The sequence below is a fragment of the Amycolatopsis lurida genome, from assembly GCF_900105055.1.
GTDB lineage: Bacteria > Actinomycetota > Actinomycetes > Mycobacteriales > Pseudonocardiaceae > Amycolatopsis > Amycolatopsis lurida.
In genome coordinates this window covers 603,974-621,032 of the sequence record NZ_FNTA01000004.1, presented here as the reverse complement: position 1 = coordinate 621,032, position 17,059 = coordinate 603,974, and the positions used below count along the sequence as shown (strand labels likewise).

The following is a 17,059-nucleotide window of genomic DNA, read 5'->3' as shown; positions in this document are numbered from 1 at the left end:
GGACAAGGAATTCCGCCTCCTTGAATCGGTATCGAATCGGTTTGCGGCCGGCAAGGGCCGGGTACGCCGATCGTGAAGGCCACCGCAGGTGTGCTCCGGGAAGAACCGGGGTAACCGGCCACTGATTCATCCGGATCATGGGAAAGGGAATCGACATGAGCCTGAACGACGACGACATCTCCACCACCTCGGGTGAGGACCGGGAAGGCCCGGCTGACTCCGGCGCCGGCCAGGGGACTCCCGGCGAGCACGACGGCGGGGCCGACGGTGGCGCCGAGGGGCCTGCCGATTCCGGCGCCGGCGAAGGCACCGCGGGCCAGCACGACGGCGGAGCCGACGGCGGCGCGGACAGTGGCGCGAGCTGACCTGAGCGAGCCGTTCACCGGTACCGGGGAAAGCGTCCCGGTACCGGTGAACGGCCATGTGACGAAAGGTGTCCTTTCGCGCTTGGTCGGTTCCGACATCGGGGAGTTCGCCGCCCGGCACTGGGGCAGGGAGCCGTTGCTGCGGCGGACCGGCGGCGATTTCGGTGATCTGCTCGATCTGGACGGTGTCGACGAATTGCTGTCCCGTCGTGGCCTGCGGACGCCGTTCCTGCGGCTGGCTCGCGACGGGGCGGTGGTCGATTCCCGATCGTTCACCGGTGGAGCGGGTGTCGGTGCGGAGATCGGCGATCAGGTCCGTGACGACCGGGTCGCCGCTCTTTTCGCCGAAGGCGGCACCATCGTGCTCCAGGGGCTGCACCGCATCTGGCCGGGCATCATCGACTTCACCACGCTCCTGGCCGGCGAGCTCGGCCACCCCGCACAGGTCAACGCCTACATCACCCCGCCGTCGTCGCAGGGCTTCTCGGCGCACTACGACGTGCACGACGTCTTCGTACTCCAGCTGGCAGGCCGCAAGCGATGGAAGGTGCACGCGCCCGTCCATCCGTCGCCTCTGCGGGATCAGCCGTGGGGCGAACACGCCGACGCGGTCGCCGCGCGCGCCCGTGACGACGATCCGGTCATCGACGAGGTCCTGGAGCCGGGCGACGTGATGTATCTGCCCCGGGGCTGGCTCCATTCCGCGACGGCGCTCGGTGACGTTTCCGCGCATTTGACCATCGGCGTCCACGTGATCACGGCCTTCGCCGTGGTGGAAGCGTTCACCGCGCTCGTCGGTTCCGAGGAACGGCTGCGCGCGTCGCTGCCACTGGGGATCGACGTCGCCGACCCGGACCGGCTGGAAGCCCATGTCGAGTCCACCCGGGAAAACCTGATCGCCGCTCTGCGGGCGGTGCCCGCCGATGCCATCGCCCGCCACGTCCGGGACCGGACATGGCAAGGAAATCGCCCGGAACCCCTGGCACCTGTCGCCACGGCGAGGTTCGTACTGGGCCTCGGCGACGGGGATCGCGTGCGGCGTCGTGAGGGCTTGCGCTTCCGCATCGGTGACACGGCGGACGGCCGGATCGTTCTCGAACTCCCGGATCGCCGCCTCTCGTTGCCGTCGGCCACCTCGGCCGCCTTGACGGCGCTGCTGGACGGAAGGACATGGCGGCTGGGAGAAATCCCGGGTTTGGACCGAGCCGATCAACTCGTGCTCGTGCGCCGTCTGCTCCGGGAAGGCGTGCTGATGGCCGGGACCGCATGACCGCGGCACCGAGGGAACGGTGCGCGGAACTGGCCGAAGCCGCGGGCGATCCCGGGGAAGGAACGGCCCCGCCCGCGGAGCACTGGCTCCTGGTCGAGCATCCGGGCCCGTGGGGCCGCTTCGCGCTCAGGGAATCCGGGATCGATCCGGTGGCGGTCGCCCACCTCGGCTCCTGGGCGGCGCGGGTCAACGGCCGGATCGCCCTGGTGCGCCGTGTCTCCCGGCGTCCGTCCACGCGCGACCGGCCCTTCCGCTGGTTCCGGGTCGACGCTCGTCCCGGCCACGAGAGGATCCGGACCGGGGAATTCACCGGCGCCGCGGAACTCTCCCGCAGCACTTCCGCCGAAGGGAGCGGGTGGCCGGACCCTCTCGTGCTCGTATGCGTCCACGGCAGACACGACACCTGCTGCGCGGTGCGCGGACGTTCGCTCGCGACCGCGCTGGCCGCGGAGTTCCCCGAGGCCACTTGGGAATGCAGTCACCTCGGCGGCTGCCGGTTCGCTCCCTCGATGGTGGTGCTGCCACACGGTTTCACCTTCGGCGGCCTGTTTCCGGCCGGCGCGAGCGGTCTCTTTCACCGGTATTCGAAGGGCATCCTCGACCCCGGTTTCCTGCGCGGCCGTTCCTCGCACCCGCCGATCGTCCAAGCGGCTCACCATCACGCCCGCGCCGCCACCGGTGCCGCCGGAATCGATGATCTCCGGTGGACGAAGACCACGCGTACCGGTGAGACGGACTGGCAGGTGGTGTTCGCCGAACCCGACTGCGCCGTGTACCTGCGCGAAGGCCGGATCCCGGCGGGCCGACGGCTTACGTGCGCGTCCGAGCCGGTGAGGACGATAAGGGTGTTCGAGTTGGTGGATCTCCGGTACTGACCGGGTGCCGCCAGGAAGGTGGGGAAGCCCATGGGGGAGCAGTGGTGGTGGGGCGCGATCGGCGCGGTGATGGTCGTCGGCGGCTTGCTTGTGCGCCGGCCGAGCGACCGAAGCCGGCGATCGTTCGTCGTCGAGATCGTCACGCTGGCGGGCTGGATGCTGGTCGTCATGTTCGTGATCAAGCCTCTGGTACCGGCGAACCTGCTCGGGATCGCGATCCTGGTCGTGATCGTCCTGGGTGTCCTCGCGGTTCCGCTGATCACACGGCGCAAGGGTGTTCACCGTGTTCTTTCCTTCAGACGCCGCCCCGATCCGGATTCCGTGAGGAAACGCTCGTCCGGATGATCACGGAACGCGTGCCACGACGTCGCTTTCATGCGTCGACGAAGACGGTGCCCGCGTCGGCCAGTTGTTCGACCGCGTGGCGCGGTTCGAGCAAAGCCTCGGGAGTGTAGAGGCCCGGGGCCACCGCTTCGCCGCGCAGGCCGAGCAATCGTTCGATCCCCATGGCGAGGCCGAGCGAAGTCAGCGGGCGCTGGCCGTCCGGGTGGACCACGTACCGGCTGAGGCGCAGCGGGGCACCTGTCGGGCCTTCCCCTTCCAGGTCGATCCGAACCTCGACGGACGGACCGTCGCCCCGGCGCGTCCCCGCGGATTCGCCGATCGCGAAGGCGAATTCGACGTTCGGCGCGCCCGTCGCGAGCGACAGACTGGTCACGTCGAGGATGGGGACGGTCTGGCCGGTGACCGTGGTGCCGTCGAGGCTGGGCAGCTCCACCCGAGCCTCGGCCGCGCCGACCCAGCCGAACACGCCGTCGCGCCGCGCATACCCGGCGGAAGTGACCTCCGCCCAGCGCTCCAGGTCCGCGAGCCCCGCGGGCCCGCCCGCGTCGTGCTCGTCGAGGATCGCGCCGATCCGGATGGTGTCGACCCGGTTGAACTCCTCGGCCCACGCCAGTGCCGTGAGGGTGATGACGCCCGCGGCCCAGTGGCTGGCCATCAGCACCGGCGCGGCCACCGGGCGCTGCGCGGCGGCCGTGACCTCCGGCGCGATGTCGATCATGCCGCTGGACAGGCTGACGTAGGGCACACCGTGGTCCTGGGCGAAACGCAGCCCGTTCAGCCTGCTGTCCCAGAGCGTCGCGACCACCGCCGCGTACGGCCGTCCGGCGGGCAGCCCGAGATCACCGCGGGCCAGGTCGACGGTCACCGCGGTGGCGCCGCCGAGTTCGTCGGCGACCCGCCGCGCGCGGTCCTGATTCCGCCCCGCGATCGTCAGCGGCAACTCCGGATACCGCCGCCGTAAGAGGGCGGCGGTATCCGAGCCCGCCTGTCCCGCCCCGCCCAGTAGCAGAACAGATCCTCGCTGTCCCATGTCGTCCTCCTCGCTCCCGGTAACCTACATTTTGTAACTTACACGATGTAGCTAGGATGGTGGGGATCGCGAGAGGAGGGCGATGACCACCGCACCCGCCCGTCTGTCCAAGCAGGCCCGGCGCGAGCAGTTGCTCGACGTGGCCCTCGGGATCGTGCATGCCGACGGTGCCGACGGGCTGACGCTGCCCACCCTCGCCGAGGCGGCAGGCGTGAGCAGGCCCATCGTGTACGACCATTTCGGCACCCGCCCTGGACTGCTGCTGGCGCTTTATCAGCGGCTCGACGAACAGCACCGGACCGCCATCGCGCAGGCGCTGCACCAAGCCCCGCCGACGGCGGCGGGCATCGCGGACGCCATCAGCGTCGCTTACTTCGCGTGCGCCACCGACATTCCGGAGTTCAACGCGGTTTCCTCGGCGCTGAAAGGCAATCCCGGAATGGAGGCGACGCAGCGCGAGATGCAGGATCACTACACCGATTTGATGGCCGGCGCGTTGACGCCGTACTCCCGCCTGGACCAGGCGGCACTGAGACTGCACTGCGTCGGCGCACTCGGCGCCGCCGAGGCGATCGCCGTCGAACTGAACCGGGGCGCCACGACCGACGCCGACGCCATCACGGCCTTGACCGGCGTCATCCTCGGCCGCATCGAGCGAGCCACCGGATAGTCCGCGATCCGACGGTTCCTGCGCGGCGAGCACCCGGCGGCCGGACCCGGTCGTCCGGATCGATCCCGCGTCCGCTCCGTCAGGGCCGGAGCCAGGGCCCGGTCATCGCGGTGAGAAGGCTGTGCTGCGGATCGTCGGCGCCCAGCTCCCACATCATCATGCCCGCCAGGCGTTGGCGTTTAGCGAACAGCGAGCGGTCCTGGATGGACCGCGGGTTCTCGTAGCTCACCCAGATCTTCTTTTCCGGGTTCCAAAGATACGGCGAGCGCACGATCGGGTCCCAGCCCTTGCGGAATCCGGCGTCACCGGCCCACTCCGGGCCCATGAGGACTTTGTAGTCGAGGAACCGCATGGCCGTGTACGGCTGGTAGAGACCGTCGTCGGCGGTCGAGGTGACGGTGAACGCCCGGCCGTAGAAGGGAACGCCGAGGACGATCTTCTCGCGCGGGACGCCGTGGTCGGTCATGTACTTCAGCGCGCCGACGTTGTTGTTGTACTCGTCGTTAGGATCACCGGGCCGTTTGACCAGTGGGTCGTTGAAGCAGGAGACCTTCGAGTAGCCCGTGCAGAAGTCGTAGGTCATCAGGTTGAAGATGTCGACGAGCCTGCCGACTTCACGCAGGTCGAAACTGGTGGAGGCGTCGTAGGGCGCGCCCCCGGTCCCGGTGCCGTCGTCCTGGACCCGGCCCGCGGGGATGTCCGCGGACAGCTTCATGGTGCGGCCGGGCCTGCCGTGTTCACGGGCATAGCGCTGCAGTTGTGCCCGGAATTCCTTGAGCAGCAGGGTGAAGTTCGCGCGGTCGGCGGGCGAGTTGCCGATACTGGGCAGCCCTCCGGAGACCGGGAACTCCCAGTCGACGTCGAATCCGTCGACCAGCCCGGCGGGGAACGCGCTCAGCCAGTTGTCCACACAGGACTTCACGAAGGCGCGCCGGGATTCCGCGGTCGCGGCGCCCGCCCCGAAACCCGGTGCGGCCCAGCCACCGATGGAGATCAGTACGGTCAGGTCGGGGTGACGACGCTTCACCGCCGCGAGGCTTTCGATGTCCTTGCGCTGCTTGGCATCCGGAATGCTGCACCGGCCGCCCGCCGGTGAGGCGAACCAGTAGCTGATGGTGTTCAGCATTTCCCAGGGGACCTGATCGGCGGGCGGCGTGCCGCCCCAGAACGCCTCCAGGACCGGCCGGTCCGGTGGCGGAGCGGCCTCGATCTCCGGTGTCCCGGAAGCGGGCGAGGCGGGGAGCAGTGCCAGGACCGCGGCGAGGCACAGCCCGAGCCGCGAGGCCGGATTCTTCGGTCGCATGGAACACCCTTCCTATCGGTGACGCGTACTAGTGGTGGTGGCGACCAGGCCCGCCCGTGCGGCGGCGACGCCCGCCTGGAACCGGCTCTCCGCGGCGAGTTCCCGCATCATCGCCGAAATGTGCCTGCGCAACGTCCGTTCGGACAGGCCGACCCGGCGCGCGATCACCTCGTCCTTGAGACCGGCGGCGAGCAGGTCCAGCACCCGGGACTTGACGACGTCGAGGGTGCCGGCGTAGCCCGCGCGGCCGGGATCGAAGTCGGTGCCGGATTCCCAGCCCCGGTCGTGCGTCCCGGCGAGGAACTGCGCGATCACCGGCCCGTGCACCATCGCGACCGCCTGGTCGCCGTCGAGTCCGGCTCGGAGGAACGCGACCTCGCGGTCGAAGACGGCGAACCGGTCGAAGATCTCGCCCGAGGTCCGCACCCGGCCGCCGAGGGAGGCGACGTTGCACAGGAACGACCGGGTCGCCGCGTCCGCGCGGGCCGCGTGCGGATACAGCACCCGCACGCGGATCCCGCGCCGCAGCGCGTCCAGCACCAGCGGCCGCAGATGCCGCGCTTCGGGCGGCTCGTGCGCCACGCAGGACTGCATCATCAGCACCTCGGACTTGCAGCCGTTCGCCGTTTCGACGAGCCGCAACTCGGTCTCGCGCGGATCGCGCGAGACCTGGACCGGCGAGTGGTGCGGATTCGCCCGGTCCGCGCGGCCGAAGGCGTCGGTGAACGAACGCAGTTGCCGCCGCCGCGCCGGCAGCAGGCTGCGCTGATCGTGGATCGCCCGTTCCAGCGGCAGCAGTTCGGTCCGCGCGCTGTCGGGATCGACCGCGACGACCTCGCCGTCGCCGGTCTCCCGGAGCAGCCTCAGCCGCCGCAGGAGGCCGAACGCGCGGTCCACCTCGGCCGCGGCGACCCCGAGCCGGGCCGCGATCTCCGCGGGCCCGTCGCCGTCGAGGATCCGTTCGTAGACCTCGACGGCGAACTCGTCGGCCTCGATCCGGTCACTGAGCACTTCGCAGATCCCTGATCGAGCGGACCGCGAGCAGCAGCCCGGTACAGACGAGCCCGAGCACGGTCGCGAGGATCATCAGTGGCCGTGCGCCGAAAAGGCTCGCCATCGGCCCGGCGAGCGACCTGCCCAGCACCAACGCGAGCAGTGACCCCGAGACGTCGTAGGCGTAGACCCGGTTCAGGAGTTCCGCGGGAATCTGGGTCTGGACCGTGGTGGACCACAGGACACCCCAGTAGGCGAGGCCGAAACCGGCCAGCGCCCAGCCGGCGAAGAGCAAGGCGACCGGAAGTCCCACCGCGGGCGTGATCGGGTACAGCGCGAACAACGCCCAGCCGATCGCCCCGGACAGCAGCGGACGGCTGGGGCGGACACGCATGGCGATCGCGCCGCCCGCGACCCCGCCCGCGCCGAAGGCGGCCATCCCGATGCCCAGCGCGGTCGAACCGTAATCCGAGACGACCAGGTCCGCGCCGACCGGCAGGGACACACCCGCCACGAAACAGCCGTACACCAGGTGGATCGCGATCACGCCCCAGAGCCAGCCGCGTGCGGCGAACTCCCGCCAGCCTTCGACCAGCTGACGCCAGAACGACGGTTCACTGTCCTCTGTGGACTTCACCGGCGTGAGCCGCAGGGCGAACAGGCAGATGGCGCTGATGCCGTACGTCGCGGCATAGATCCCGAAGACGGTCCCGGTTCCGGCGACGGCGACCAGCACACCGGCGAGCGCCGGGCCGAGCACACCCGAGATCGCCTCGGAAATCCGCAAGATCCCGTTCGCGCCCTGGACGTCCTCCGCGACCTGCGGGACCATGCTCGCCACACCGGGCTGGAACAACGCGGTGGCGGCACCGCTGAGGAACTGCAGAACGACGATCGCCGGGAGCGACGGCGTTCCGACGGCGAAGGCGACCGCCATCCCGCCCTGGACGACCAGCCGGACGAGGTCCGCGATGATCATCATCCGGCGCGGCGTGAACCGGTCCGCGAGCACGCCGCCGAACAGCATGAACAGCGCGAGCGCGCCCATCCACGCGCCGAGGGCGTAGCCGACGCCGTCGATCCCGTGACCCGCCGCCAGCACGGCGATCGAGAGCGCGACGGGCAGCATCGCGTCACCCAGCATCGACCCGCTGCGCGCGGTGAGGTAGAGCTTGAAGTTTCCGGACCAGAGCCGTCCGGCGGCCGGTTTTCCTTCACCGGTCAGGGTTTCCGTGTCGTGACTCATACCGGCAGCTCCCGCCCGCTCGCGGAGTCGATGGCCGTGGCCGTCCAGGCGCCCGGATCCAGCGGATCGGCGGGAGGCTCGGCGCAGAGCACGTAGTGGTGCGGTGCCAGCGCGGTCGGCCGTCCCGGCAGCGCGGCCAGAATTCCGGCGTGCAGGTCCGCGGGCGTCGCCGGGCCGGTCAAGTGACACACCAGCCGGTGACCCAGGACGTCGTCGGGCTCCGCGGTCACCAGATGCGGCCGGTCACCGAGGACATCGGAGACCAGTGCCCGGACGGCGTCCAGTTCGACCCAGCACGAGTCCGAGAGGTACCAGCCTTCCCCGCGTTCGACGGGGGCGAGCGTGGTGAGCGAATGCAGTTCTTTCAACGGAAGATCCGCCTCGGCCGCCGCGCGCAGCAACGCCAGGAGGCCGCGGCCGAACTCGGTCACCTCGGAGGTGCCGAGACAGCCGGGGTCGACCCACAGCGTCAGATCCAGCTCCGTGTCGAGGCGGTACAGGCAGCCGAAGAAGCGGGTCGGGATGTCCTCCTGCGGCAACAGTTCCAGCGTGCCACCGATTTCGGGGTCGTCTTCGACGTCCGGCCCGCCCGGCACCCACACCGACGGCAGCCTGCTGTACGCGGCGCGAGGCGGCTCGCCGACCGCGGTGTCGCCCAGCGCGCTCATGTCGTTGAACACGAGATCCCTGGCGAAGGAGAAGCCCCGTTCGTGGGTGACACGGGTGATCACTTCCCAGATGGCGTCGGCTTCGAACCAGCTGTGCCGGTACGCGGGCACGGACGCGGCGCGGACCGCGTGGACCAGTTCGTCGAACATCTCCGGGATGGTGACCGGGAGCAGCGCGTCCTGTGCCATCGAACCGAAGAAGCGGCGCAACTGCTTGAGCACCCGGTTACCGGACAAGGACGTCGTCACGCAGGCGGATTGCGCGGTCCGGTGCGCGATCAGCGCGTTGAGCGCGGCGAGGGCGATGGCGGACGGGCTCGCGCTGGTCCGCTCGGCGATCGCCGCGATATGGCCCATCGCGGCCCGTGAACGGACTCGCAGCCCGGGCCGGAGGAAGCCGGTTCCGGTGGCGGGCACGGGGAACATCGCCTGCGGAACCGTGCGCAGCTTGCTTTCCCAGTACCGCGTCGCCGCTTGTCCCAGCCGCTGCACCGCGGGCGTCTTCTCGAGTTCGACGACGTCGAGAGGCTGTGGCGAGTCGTCCTCGGGCAGCTCGTGCCCCGCGGCCAGCTCGGTCCATTCGCCGAGGAGGAGTTCGCAGGTGGCGACGTCCATCGCGGCGTGGCTCACCACCCAGACCAGCCTGCGCGGGACGGCGTTCTCGGTCACCACGGCGAGCCGCAGCGGCAGCTCCGCAGTCAGATCGAAGACCCGGGATCGCAGGGCGCGCGCGGTGCCCTCGGCCGTCTGGAGTACGTCGCCGCCGCTCTCGACGACCTCGACCTCCACCTCGTCTTCCGCGAGCACGTGCTGGAGCGTCCGCTCTCCGAACGAGTACGTCGTCCGCAGCGACTCGTGGCGTTCGAGCAGCACCCGGATCCAGGTGGCGACCTGGTCCAGCGGCGCGCCGGGCACGTCGAACACCATCGCGAGGTTGAGCCGCGTCGGATCGTCGTCGAGGGTGATGGCGCGGACGATGTTCGCGTGGCCGAACGCCAGTGGACCGGAGCGTGCCGTCTTGCCGGTGAAGCGGACCTGGAACCGGGTCATTTCGTCACCTCGTGGGTCGGGCGGGTCAGGGGAGCGGCGGTGGTCTCGAACCGGCAGAAGGCGATCGTCGCGTCGTCGTGGTGCTTCCCGGCGAAGTGGCCCGGCGCGGTACGGAGTTCGGCGCGGCGGGTCTCGCCGACGACGGCGGCCGGGCCGTCGAACTCGGCGACGTCGAGCAGCTGGTGCCAGGTCCAGCCGTAGCGTTCGACGAGCCGGTACGCGCCGTCGGTGAGGAGCGCGGCGCGCCGCAGTCGCGAGAGTTCCACGGTGCCGGTGCGGGCCTGGCCGGCGGCGGCCGGATCACTGCCCGCGACCCAGAACCCGCCGGGCGCATTCCGCAAGGGCCGGACCTCCTGCCAGGACAGGTGCAGCAGCCGGTCGATCCGGTCGTCGATGACGGCCTCGACGGTGCCGTCGAGCCGTTCGAGCACCACCGCCGAATCGCTGAGCACCAGGTAGTCGGCGAGTCCGTCCCGTTCGCGCAGGATCGCCACGGTCGCGGTCGGGCCGCAGGGATTGCCGAGGTCGCAGGTGCCGGAGTGGGCGTCACGCACCGACTCGATGGCCGCGCGGAGGATGGCTCGCAGGTCGTCGGCGGGACGTTCCACGAGGAGCCGGTCCAGCGCGGTGCCGAGCCTTGCCACCAGCCAGCGGACGTCGTGCACGCAGCCGGTCTCCGCGCCCGGTTCCGCCGTCGCACCGTCGATGACCAGCGCGTGATACTGGCCCGACAGCGCCAGATCCTCGTTGACCAGGCCGTCACCGGGCTGGGAGAGACGATCGACTTTCATGCTTCTTCCTTTTCGTAGGCGAGCCACTGGGCCAGTGCGCGGATGCCTTGATCGAGTTCCGTCGCCGGTTCGTCGGCGACCAGGGGAGGAGCGGAAGGGCCGTGCGGCGCCGACGGCCAGCTGACCGGAACCCTCCGGACGGTCCGGGCGACCGCGTCGACCAGTTCCCGGCTGGTCAGCGGGGACGGCGTCGCGACGGTCCGCCGCGGCGCGGGCTGGTGCAGGAGGTGGTGCACGGCGAGGGCGATGTCCCGGATGTAGGCGGGCCGGTGGGTCGCCCGCGCCGGGACGTCGGCCTGGATCGGCTGGGCCAGCAGGGCTTGCCGGGTGAACGTCTCCAGGACGGAATAGCCCTCGATACCGGGCCCGTACGGAGAGCCGGTCCGCAGGACGCTGGTGCCCGGCGTGGCGGCGGGGACGGGTGCGCCGGGAGGACAGACCTGGACCACGTGCCGCGCCGTCACGGGCGGGAGCGTGGAACCGGGTTCGGCGACGTGGACCACGGCGTCGACGTCCGGCCCGTCGTTTCCGTGCAGGATCTCGTATCCGCGATCAGCCAGATGCCGCGCGATCTCCCGGCCGAGCGGGCGGTGGGTGGTGGTGACGAGGACGCGTTCCCGCCGGCGCGCGGGCGAACGTTGGGCCCGGGCACCGGCTTCGTGCCCGAGACGGGCCAATTCGGACAGAGCGGGCCGAAGCGTCCTAAGCGTGGAAGCGCCGACGGTGGTGCACACGCCGCCCGCGCCGATCGTGCCCAGCGCGAGGGAGCCGACCCGGTCGAGCCGTCGGCCGGTCCCGAGCGCGCCGAGGAGGTAGGCCGTGGTCCAGAGTCCTTCGACGGCCTGTTCGTCGAGATGCCGTTCCAGCTCGGCGAGAGCGCCGAACACCGACCCGGTGACTTCGAGCCGTTGCTTCTGGCAGGCGTCGAAATCCAGTCCCGCCCGGCCGAAGTACCGCTCGGCGTCGATGGTCGTCCGTCTTCCGCCGTCACGGACGACGCATTGCGCGATCCCGTGCTTGAAGAACGGGATGACGTCGGGATCGAGCGGGCCCGCGCCGAGCGACCAGTCGTCGTCCGGCGGGACGGCGAAGCACGCCGACCGCCGCGAGCCGTGGGAGTCGTTGCGGAGGACGCTGGGTTCGTCCGCGTGCTCGACGAGATTCGGCGCGACCAGGAGCACCGGTACCCCGGCCGCGCGCAGGTACCGGGACATGACGACGTCGTCGGGCCAGGTCGAGCCGTGCGCTTCGGCGAAATCCGCGAAACCGGCCGCGATCTCCGCGGGCAAGGCCAGCGCGACGGTCGGGGTGTACTCGTGGGTCGCGGTGACCCATCTCGCCCCGGCCAGCGCGGCGATCCGCACGGCGGCGCCGTTGCGGGAGTTCCAGTTGGTGTAGAAGGCGATCGCGGCGTCGGGCGCGGCCGCGACGGCGGCCCGGGCGTGGCCGAAGAAGCCGTCGGCGGGAACGGCGTCGTCCTGGAGGACCAGGTGGTGGGTCGCGCCTTCGGCGATCGCGGACCAGGCCCGCATCGCGGTGCGCAGGGCGGTCGGCGGTCCGGCGGGCTCCGGATCGGCGACCGGTCGCAGCGCCCCGGCGGGCGCGGCGGCCAGCAGACGGCCGGTGAGCCCCGGCCGCCGCGGATGGGTCATGACGGCACCGGTGAGCACTATGTCGTGGCAGGGCGTCGGAGTGATCACGTGGCTGGTCCAATCAGGACGTGAATTCGAGACGATCCAGAACGGAATCTAGGTCGGCCCCGGCGGGCGCCACCAGAATTTGGCCGAAAGCGGACTCGGCGACCGGCGAAAGAGTCATCGTCGGCGACACCGATAATGATCAATCCACAGTGGACGAAAAATGCGGCCGGAACCGGACAGTCGCTTCAGTCGAGTGCGTCGGCGGGAAGCCATCCGCATTCCGCCGCCCGGAATCCGAGTTCGAACCGGCTCCTCGCACCGACGCGGGCCATGAGGACGTTCACGTACCGCCGAACGGTCCTCGCGGATACGCCCAGCCGGTTCGCGACCGCTTCATCGGTCATTCCGTCGACAAGGCAGCGCAGGATCGCCTGTTCGAACTCGTCCGGCCGGGCGGACGTCATCTCCCACGGTGTCGCCTCCTCCCAACGAGGGTCGAAGGCGTCCGCGAGGGCGGTGATCAACGTCGGCGTGGTCACCATGAGCAAGCCCCTGGCGTCGTCGCCACCCGAAGGGACCAGCGCCAGTCTGCGGTCTATCAAAAGGGATTCTTCGATCGCCCGATCGGTAACCTTGACCCGGAGCCCGTGCCGCACCGCCTCGATGATCTCGCCGCGCGCGTGCTCCGCCGGTGTCGTGCACAGCAGCCGCACCCGGACGTGCGGCGGGAAGGCGCCGCGGCGCGCCGCCTCGGTGACGGTCCCGCCGAACCACGGCGAACCACCCGTCGCGGTGGTCAGTACTTCCCGTCTTGCGGTGGAAACCAGATCGAGTACAGTCGACAGGCTCGTTCCATCGGTCGGGTTCGGAGCGGATGACGCAGACACTGACCTTGCCCCCAGGCGTGTTCGTCCTACACGGTCGCACTTTGTTTTCCCGCCAGCTGAATTCTTGTTCCGAAGCATGCGGAGAGCCGGTATAAATTTGGTATGGACCACTAATTCGGGAAGGTCGCGGGCACTTCGCGATCATTCCGGCGAGGTGAGTGGGGGGTAGATGGAGTTCACGATTCTCGGGCCGCTCGGGGTCCGCGACGGAAATACCGAACTCGATCTGGGCGCGCCGAAAGTCCGCCGTCTGCTGGCGCTGCTGCTTCATCGCGCGGGCGAAGTGGTGCCGGTGAGCGCGCTGGTCGACGGCCTGTGGGCGGGCCGCCCGCCGCGCACCGCGGCGAAGAACCTCCAGCTCTACGTCCTCCAGCTCCGCCGCGCGCTGGCGGATCCGGATCGCGTGGTGCACCGCAGACCCGGCTATCTGCTCGTGGTGAATCCCGGTGAACTGGACGTGCGGCGGTTCGAGGACCTCGCCGACCAGGCGCGCGCGGCACACGAGCGGCGGAACGCGGTCGTCGCCGGAAGTCTCGCGCGGCAGGCACTCGCGGTCTGGCAGGGCCCTCCGTTCAGCGGGCTGGCCGACAGCAGCGCCGCCCTCCAGGTCGAGGCGGACCGGCTGCAGGAACGACGGCTGGTCCTGCTGGGGCAGCGCATCGACGCGGACCTGGCGCTCGGCAGACACGCGGACGTCGTCGCCGAACTCACCGAGCTGGTCGCGGAACATCCGTTGCGGGAACATTTCCAGGCTCAGCTCATGCTCGCGCTCTACCGGTCGCGGCGCCAGGCCGAGGCGCTCAAGGTCTACCGCCGGGCACGCGCCCTGCTCACCGGCGAGCTCGGTCTCGAACCGGGTGCGGAGCTGACCGGCCTCGCCCAGGCCATCCTGCGCACCGATCCGGCACTGGACCTGCCCGCCGCCGAACAGCCGGTTTCCGCCGGGCCGAGGCAGCTGCCCGCCGCGCTGCCGACGTTCACCGGCCGCACCGCGCATCTGCGCCGGATCGACGCCCTGGTCGCCGGCGGCGCACCGGTGGTGGTCATCAGCGGCACCGCGGGGGTCGGCAAGACCGCGCTGGCGCTGCAATGGGCACACGGCGCGCTCGACCGGTTCCCCGACGGGCAGCTCTACCTGAATCTGCACGGCTACGCGCGGTCGGCCACGGTGACCGCGGCCGAAGCGCTGGTCCGGCTCGTGCGCTCGCTGGGCGTCCCGCCCGACCGGATACCGGTGGATCCCGAGGAACTGGCCGCGCTCTACCGGTCCGAGCTCGCGGGCAAACGGATGCTCGTGGTGCTCGACAACGCCGGCACGGCCGAGCAGGTGCGGCCGCTGCTGCCCGGCCGGCCCGGCAGCCTCGTCGTGGTGACCGGCAGGGAGGAACTGCCCGGGCTCGTCGTCCTGCACGACGCCGGTGCCGTCCGGCTCGACCTGCTGACCGAAGAGGACGGGCTCAAGCTGCTCGCCAGGATCGTCGGCGCGCAGCGGGTCAAGGAGGAACGCCGGGCGGCGGCGACGCTGGTCCGGTTGTGCGCCGGGCTGCCGCTCGCGTTGCGGATCGCGGCCGCGGACATCGGGACCGGCCGGGACCGGCCGATCGGCGCCGTGGCCGACGGGCTGCTGCGGGCCGACCGGCTGGACCGGCTCGGGATCGACGGCGACCCGTCGACCGCGGTCCGCGCCGCGTTCGCGCTCTCGTACCGGCGGCTCGGTCCGGCCGCCCGGGGCTTGTTCCGGTTGCTCGGCGTGGTCCAGGTGCCGGACTTCACCGCACGGTCGATGGCCGCGCTCGCCGGGCAGGTCCCCGAGGACACGTCCCAGGCTCTGGCCGAACTGGAGCGCGCACATCTCGTCACCCGGGACGCCGACGGCCGGTACCAGTGCCACGACCTGCTCCGGCTGTACGCGACCGAACGCGCGCGGGCCGAGGACGGCGCGGCCGAACGCGACGCGGCCAGGCTCCGGCTGTTCGGCTGGTATCTCGCGACGGCGACCGCCGCGGTCACGCGGATCACGCCGCAGATCCTCCGGCTTCGTGAAGGAGCCGAATTCGGCGAGACCGACGTCGTCTTCGATGACGACGCCGAGGCGCTGGAGTGGCTCGAAGCGGAACGTGCCGACCTCGTGGCCATCGTCCACGACGCCGCCGCGCAGGGGCCGCATCGGGTCGTCTGGTTACTCGCGGACGCCCTTCGCGGCTTCTTCTGGCTCAGAAGGCATTCCGTGGACTGGGTCGCAGTCGCGAACGCCGGGCTCGCCGCGGCGGCCGCGGACGGTGAGCCGCGCGGCCGGATCGCCGCCCAGCAAAGCCTCGCGCAGGTGTATCGCGGGCTGGGCGACTACGCGGCCGCCGTCACGCACTACACCAGGGCGCTGGAGCTGGCGACCACCGAACGATGGCCGGAAGCGGAAGCCGCCGCGCGCGGCAATCTCGCCGGAGTCCACTGGGAGCTCGGCGCGCTCGACGAGGCCGTCGCCGAACTCGACCGCGCGATCGAACTGAACAGCCGGATGGGCTGGGAAGCGGGACTTTCGGCCAACCTGCACAACATCGGGACACTGCTGCGGGAGCTGGGCAAGCCGCAGGAAGCCATCCGACGGCTGGCCCAGGCCCTTTCGCTCATCGAACGTACCGGCAATCGCGACGGTGCCGCGCACGTGTACACCACGCTCGGCGAGGTCTATCTCGACCTCGGCAGGCTGACCGACGCGCGCGAGTCGCTGTCGAAGGGTGTTTCCCTGCACCGGGAGAACGGCGCTCGTTACGGCGAGACGACCGCACTCTGCATACTGGCGGCGTTGTGCGCCGAGACCGGGGAATTCGCCGAAGCGGCCGAGCACGCCGAGGCGATGCTGGAACTGGCCCGGGAGACAGGCGATCGCCGGGCGGAGGCGAACGCGCTCGCGGCGCTGGCCGAACTCGGTGGCCGGACCGAGTTGTCCGTGGCTCCCGAGGTCTTGGCCGGACAGGCGGTCGAACTCGCCCACGAGATCCACTACACCCGCGCGGAGATCGTCGGCCTGCTGGCGCTGGCGGAGGTATGTCGTCGTGGCGGGCGGCTCGACGACGCCGTCACACATGCGGGCGCGGCCGCGGAACTGGCCGCACGGCGGGACTTCCGGCTCCTCGCGGCCCGGGCGCAGACGGTGCTGGCCACCACCCGGCGGGACCGCGGCGACCGGAAACAAGCTGCGGAATGCGCCGAGCGTGCGCTGATACTGCATCGTGGCACCGGCAACCGGATCGGCGAGGGACACGCGCTCGCGGTCCTCGGCGAAGTCACCGCGAAACGGGATCCCGGTGCGGGGCAGGGACTTCTGCGGAAGGCGCACGACATCCTCGCCGACTGCGGTTCGGTCGAACGGTTCCGGGTGGCGAACCTGCTCGCGACCTGAGGTCAGGCCGTCCCCAGGGCGACCGCGATCACGAGCCCCCGTTCACAGGAAATGGAGACGTCGACCCGCTCGATCCCCAGCGCGCGGGCACGTTCGGACGCCGCACCGCGCAACTCCACCGACGTCGCGTCCGCTCCGGAACGCCGGATCACGATCTGGGCGGGCGGAACCGGGCCGGACAGGCAGGTCCTGAGCACCTTCAGCACCGCCTCCTTCGCGGCGAACCGGCAAGCGAGACAGACACTGCCCGCCGTCGCGAGGTCGTCGAGTTCCTCCTGGGAGAACAGGAACTTCAGGAACCAGCCGCGCCGCGCGAGCAGATCCAGTTCGGCCACGCGCAGCGCGTCCACACCGACGAGCGTGGTCATCCGTTCCCGGTCCCTTCGCGCCTCGCGCCGGTCGCCCGGCCGAGTGGTTGATGAGGAGTTATTGAGGGGTAAGGCAAACGTGTCCACGTCACCCTTGCCGCGCCTCTCGATCGCTCGAATCTCACCGCGACCACCCTATGCCGCCACTGCACCGGGAA

15 protein-coding genes are annotated in these 17,059 nt (G+C 70.6%); 6 read left to right on the top strand and 9 right to left on the bottom strand.

Going from position 1 to position 17,059, the window contains the following annotated elements; all coding sequences use genetic code 11:
• Window positions 1-155: 155 nt before the first annotated feature.
• The 4 genes from BLW75_RS07975 to BLW75_RS07960 all read left to right on the top strand — a co-directional run bounded on the left by BLW75_RS07975 (window position 156) and on the right by BLW75_RS07960 (window position 2,855).
• Window positions 156-365 (top strand): hypothetical protein, encoded by a 210-nt coding sequence (locus BLW75_RS07975; protein ID WP_034307559.1) that lies wholly within the window; start codon window positions 156-158, stop codon window positions 363-365.
• Window positions 366-447: 82 nt separating this feature from the next.
• The gene (locus tag BLW75_RS07970; protein ID WP_241783347.1) at window positions 448-1,635 is read left to right on the top strand and encodes a cupin domain-containing protein; all 1,188 of its coding nucleotides are present in this window, start codon (window positions 448-450) and stop codon (window positions 1,633-1,635) included.
• Window positions 1,632-2,510, top strand: a complete 879-nt coding sequence (locus BLW75_RS07965) for a sucrase ferredoxin (RefSeq protein WP_034307291.1) — start codon at window positions 1,632-1,634, stop codon at window positions 2,508-2,510. The genes BLW75_RS07970 and BLW75_RS07965 overlap by 4 nt, the downstream gene beginning before the upstream one ends.
• 30 nt (window positions 2,511-2,540) lie before the next feature.
• The gene (locus BLW75_RS07960; RefSeq protein WP_241783345.1) at window positions 2,541-2,855 is read left to right on the top strand and encodes a hypothetical protein; all 315 of its coding nucleotides are present in this window, start codon (window positions 2,541-2,543) and stop codon (window positions 2,853-2,855) included.
• A 28-nt stretch (window positions 2,856-2,883) separates the two neighbouring features.
• Here the strand turns inward: BLW75_RS07960 and BLW75_RS07955 are convergent, their stop codons facing one another.
• Complete coding sequence (locus BLW75_RS07955; RefSeq protein ID WP_034307288.1) at window positions 2,884-3,885, bottom strand: Rossmann-fold NAD(P)-binding domain-containing protein; 1,002 nt, start codon at window positions 3,883-3,885, stop codon at window positions 2,884-2,886.
• A gap of 82 nt (window positions 3,886-3,967) precedes the next feature.
• Here BLW75_RS07955 and BLW75_RS07950 point away from each other — a divergent pair, with 82 nt between their 5' ends.
• A complete protein-coding gene (locus BLW75_RS07950) occupies window positions 3,968-4,555 on the top strand; it encodes a TetR/AcrR family transcriptional regulator (RefSeq protein ID WP_034307286.1) in 588 nt (195 codons plus the stop codon).
• 79 nt (window positions 4,556-4,634) lie between these two features.
• On the opposite strand, the gene BLW75_RS07945 is transcribed toward BLW75_RS07950, so the two are convergent.
• From BLW75_RS07945 to BLW75_RS07915, 7 genes are all read right to left on the bottom strand, one after another.
• Window positions 4,635-5,858, bottom strand: a complete 1,224-nt coding sequence (locus BLW75_RS07945) for a glycoside hydrolase family 18 protein (protein WP_091597139.1) — start codon at window positions 5,856-5,858, stop codon at window positions 4,635-4,637.
• Window positions 5,859-5,870: 12 nt separating this feature from the next.
• Complete coding sequence (locus BLW75_RS07940; protein ID WP_198935676.1) at window positions 5,871-6,869, bottom strand: LuxR C-terminal-related transcriptional regulator; 999 nt, start codon at window positions 6,867-6,869, stop codon at window positions 5,871-5,873.
• On the bottom strand, window positions 6,859-8,097 hold the full coding sequence (locus BLW75_RS07935) for an MFS transporter (protein ID WP_034307281.1): 1,239 nt from the start codon (window positions 8,095-8,097) through the stop codon (window positions 6,859-6,861). Before BLW75_RS07935 ends, BLW75_RS07940 begins: the two co-directional genes overlap by 11 nt.
• Complete coding sequence (locus BLW75_RS07930) at window positions 8,094-9,815, bottom strand: condensation domain-containing protein (RefSeq protein WP_091597136.1); 1,722 nt, start codon at window positions 9,813-9,815, stop codon at window positions 8,094-8,096. Before BLW75_RS07930 ends, BLW75_RS07935 begins: the two co-directional genes overlap by 4 nt.
• Window positions 9,812-10,606: a protein phosphatase 2C domain-containing protein gene (locus BLW75_RS07925; protein ID WP_034307279.1), complete on the bottom strand. Its 795-nt coding sequence runs from the start codon at window positions 10,604-10,606 to the stop codon at window positions 9,812-9,814. The genes BLW75_RS07930 and BLW75_RS07925 overlap by 4 nt, the downstream gene beginning before the upstream one ends.
• Window positions 10,603-12,306 carry an NAD-dependent epimerase/dehydratase family protein gene (locus BLW75_RS07920; protein ID WP_143055309.1) on the bottom strand — a complete coding sequence of 568 codons (1,704 nt, stop codon included), beginning with the start codon at window positions 12,304-12,306 and terminating at the stop codon, window positions 10,603-10,605. The genes BLW75_RS07925 and BLW75_RS07920 overlap by 4 nt, the downstream gene beginning before the upstream one ends.
• 185 nt (window positions 12,307-12,491) lie before the next feature.
• Complete coding sequence (locus BLW75_RS07915) at window positions 12,492-13,133, bottom strand: helix-turn-helix transcriptional regulator (protein ID WP_158005361.1); 642 nt, start codon at window positions 13,131-13,133, stop codon at window positions 12,492-12,494.
• A gap of 169 nt (window positions 13,134-13,302) precedes the next feature.
• Here BLW75_RS07915 and BLW75_RS07910 point away from each other — a divergent pair, with 169 nt between their 5' ends.
• Window positions 13,303-16,533: an AfsR/SARP family transcriptional regulator gene (locus BLW75_RS07910; protein WP_091597126.1), complete on the top strand. Its 3,231-nt coding sequence runs from the start codon at window positions 13,303-13,305 to the stop codon at window positions 16,531-16,533.
• 2 nt (window positions 16,534-16,535) lie between these two features.
• On the opposite strand, the gene BLW75_RS07905 is transcribed toward BLW75_RS07910, so the two are convergent.
• A complete protein-coding gene (locus tag BLW75_RS07905; RefSeq protein ID WP_034307276.1) occupies window positions 16,536-16,901 on the bottom strand; it encodes a holo-ACP synthase in 366 nt (121 codons plus the stop codon).
• Window positions 16,902-17,059: the final 158 nt, after the last annotated feature.

Bases quoted from the DNA above. Each gene is read 5' to 3' on its own strand.
- BLW75_RS07975 (WP_034307559.1), top strand. From the start codon at position 156: ATGAGCCTGAACGACGACGACATCTCCACCACCTCGGGTGAGGACCGG.
- BLW75_RS07965 (WP_034307291.1), top strand. From the start codon at position 1,632: ATGACCGCGGCACCGAGGGAACGGTGCGCGGAACTGGCCGAAGCCGCG.
- BLW75_RS07960 (WP_241783345.1), top strand. From the start codon at position 2,541: ATGGGGGAGCAGTGGTGGTGGGGCGCGATCGGCGCGGTGATGGTCGTC.
- BLW75_RS07955 (WP_034307288.1), bottom strand. From the start codon at position 3,885: ATGGGACAGCGAGGATCTGTTCTGCTACTGGGCGGGGCGGGACAGGCG.
- BLW75_RS07950 (WP_034307286.1), top strand. From the start codon at position 3,968: ATGACCACCGCACCCGCCCGTCTGTCCAAGCAGGCCCGGCGCGAGCAG.
- BLW75_RS07945 (WP_091597139.1), bottom strand. From the start codon at position 5,858: ATGCGACCGAAGAATCCGGCCTCGCGGCTCGGGCTGTGCCTCGCCGCG.
- BLW75_RS07935 (WP_034307281.1), bottom strand. From the start codon at position 8,097: ATGAGTCACGACACGGAAACCCTGACCGGTGAAGGAAAACCGGCCGCC.
- BLW75_RS07930 (WP_091597136.1), bottom strand. From the start codon at position 9,815: ATGACCCGGTTCCAGGTCCGCTTCACCGGCAAGACGGCACGCTCCGGT.
- BLW75_RS07925 (WP_034307279.1), bottom strand. From the start codon at position 10,606: ATGAAAGTCGATCGTCTCTCCCAGCCCGGTGACGGCCTGGTCAACGAG.
- BLW75_RS07910 (WP_091597126.1), top strand. From the start codon at position 13,303: ATGGAGTTCACGATTCTCGGGCCGCTCGGGGTCCGCGACGGAAATACC.
- BLW75_RS07905 (WP_034307276.1), bottom strand. From the start codon at position 16,901: ATGACCACGCTCGTCGGTGTGGACGCGCTGCGCGTGGCCGAACTGGAT.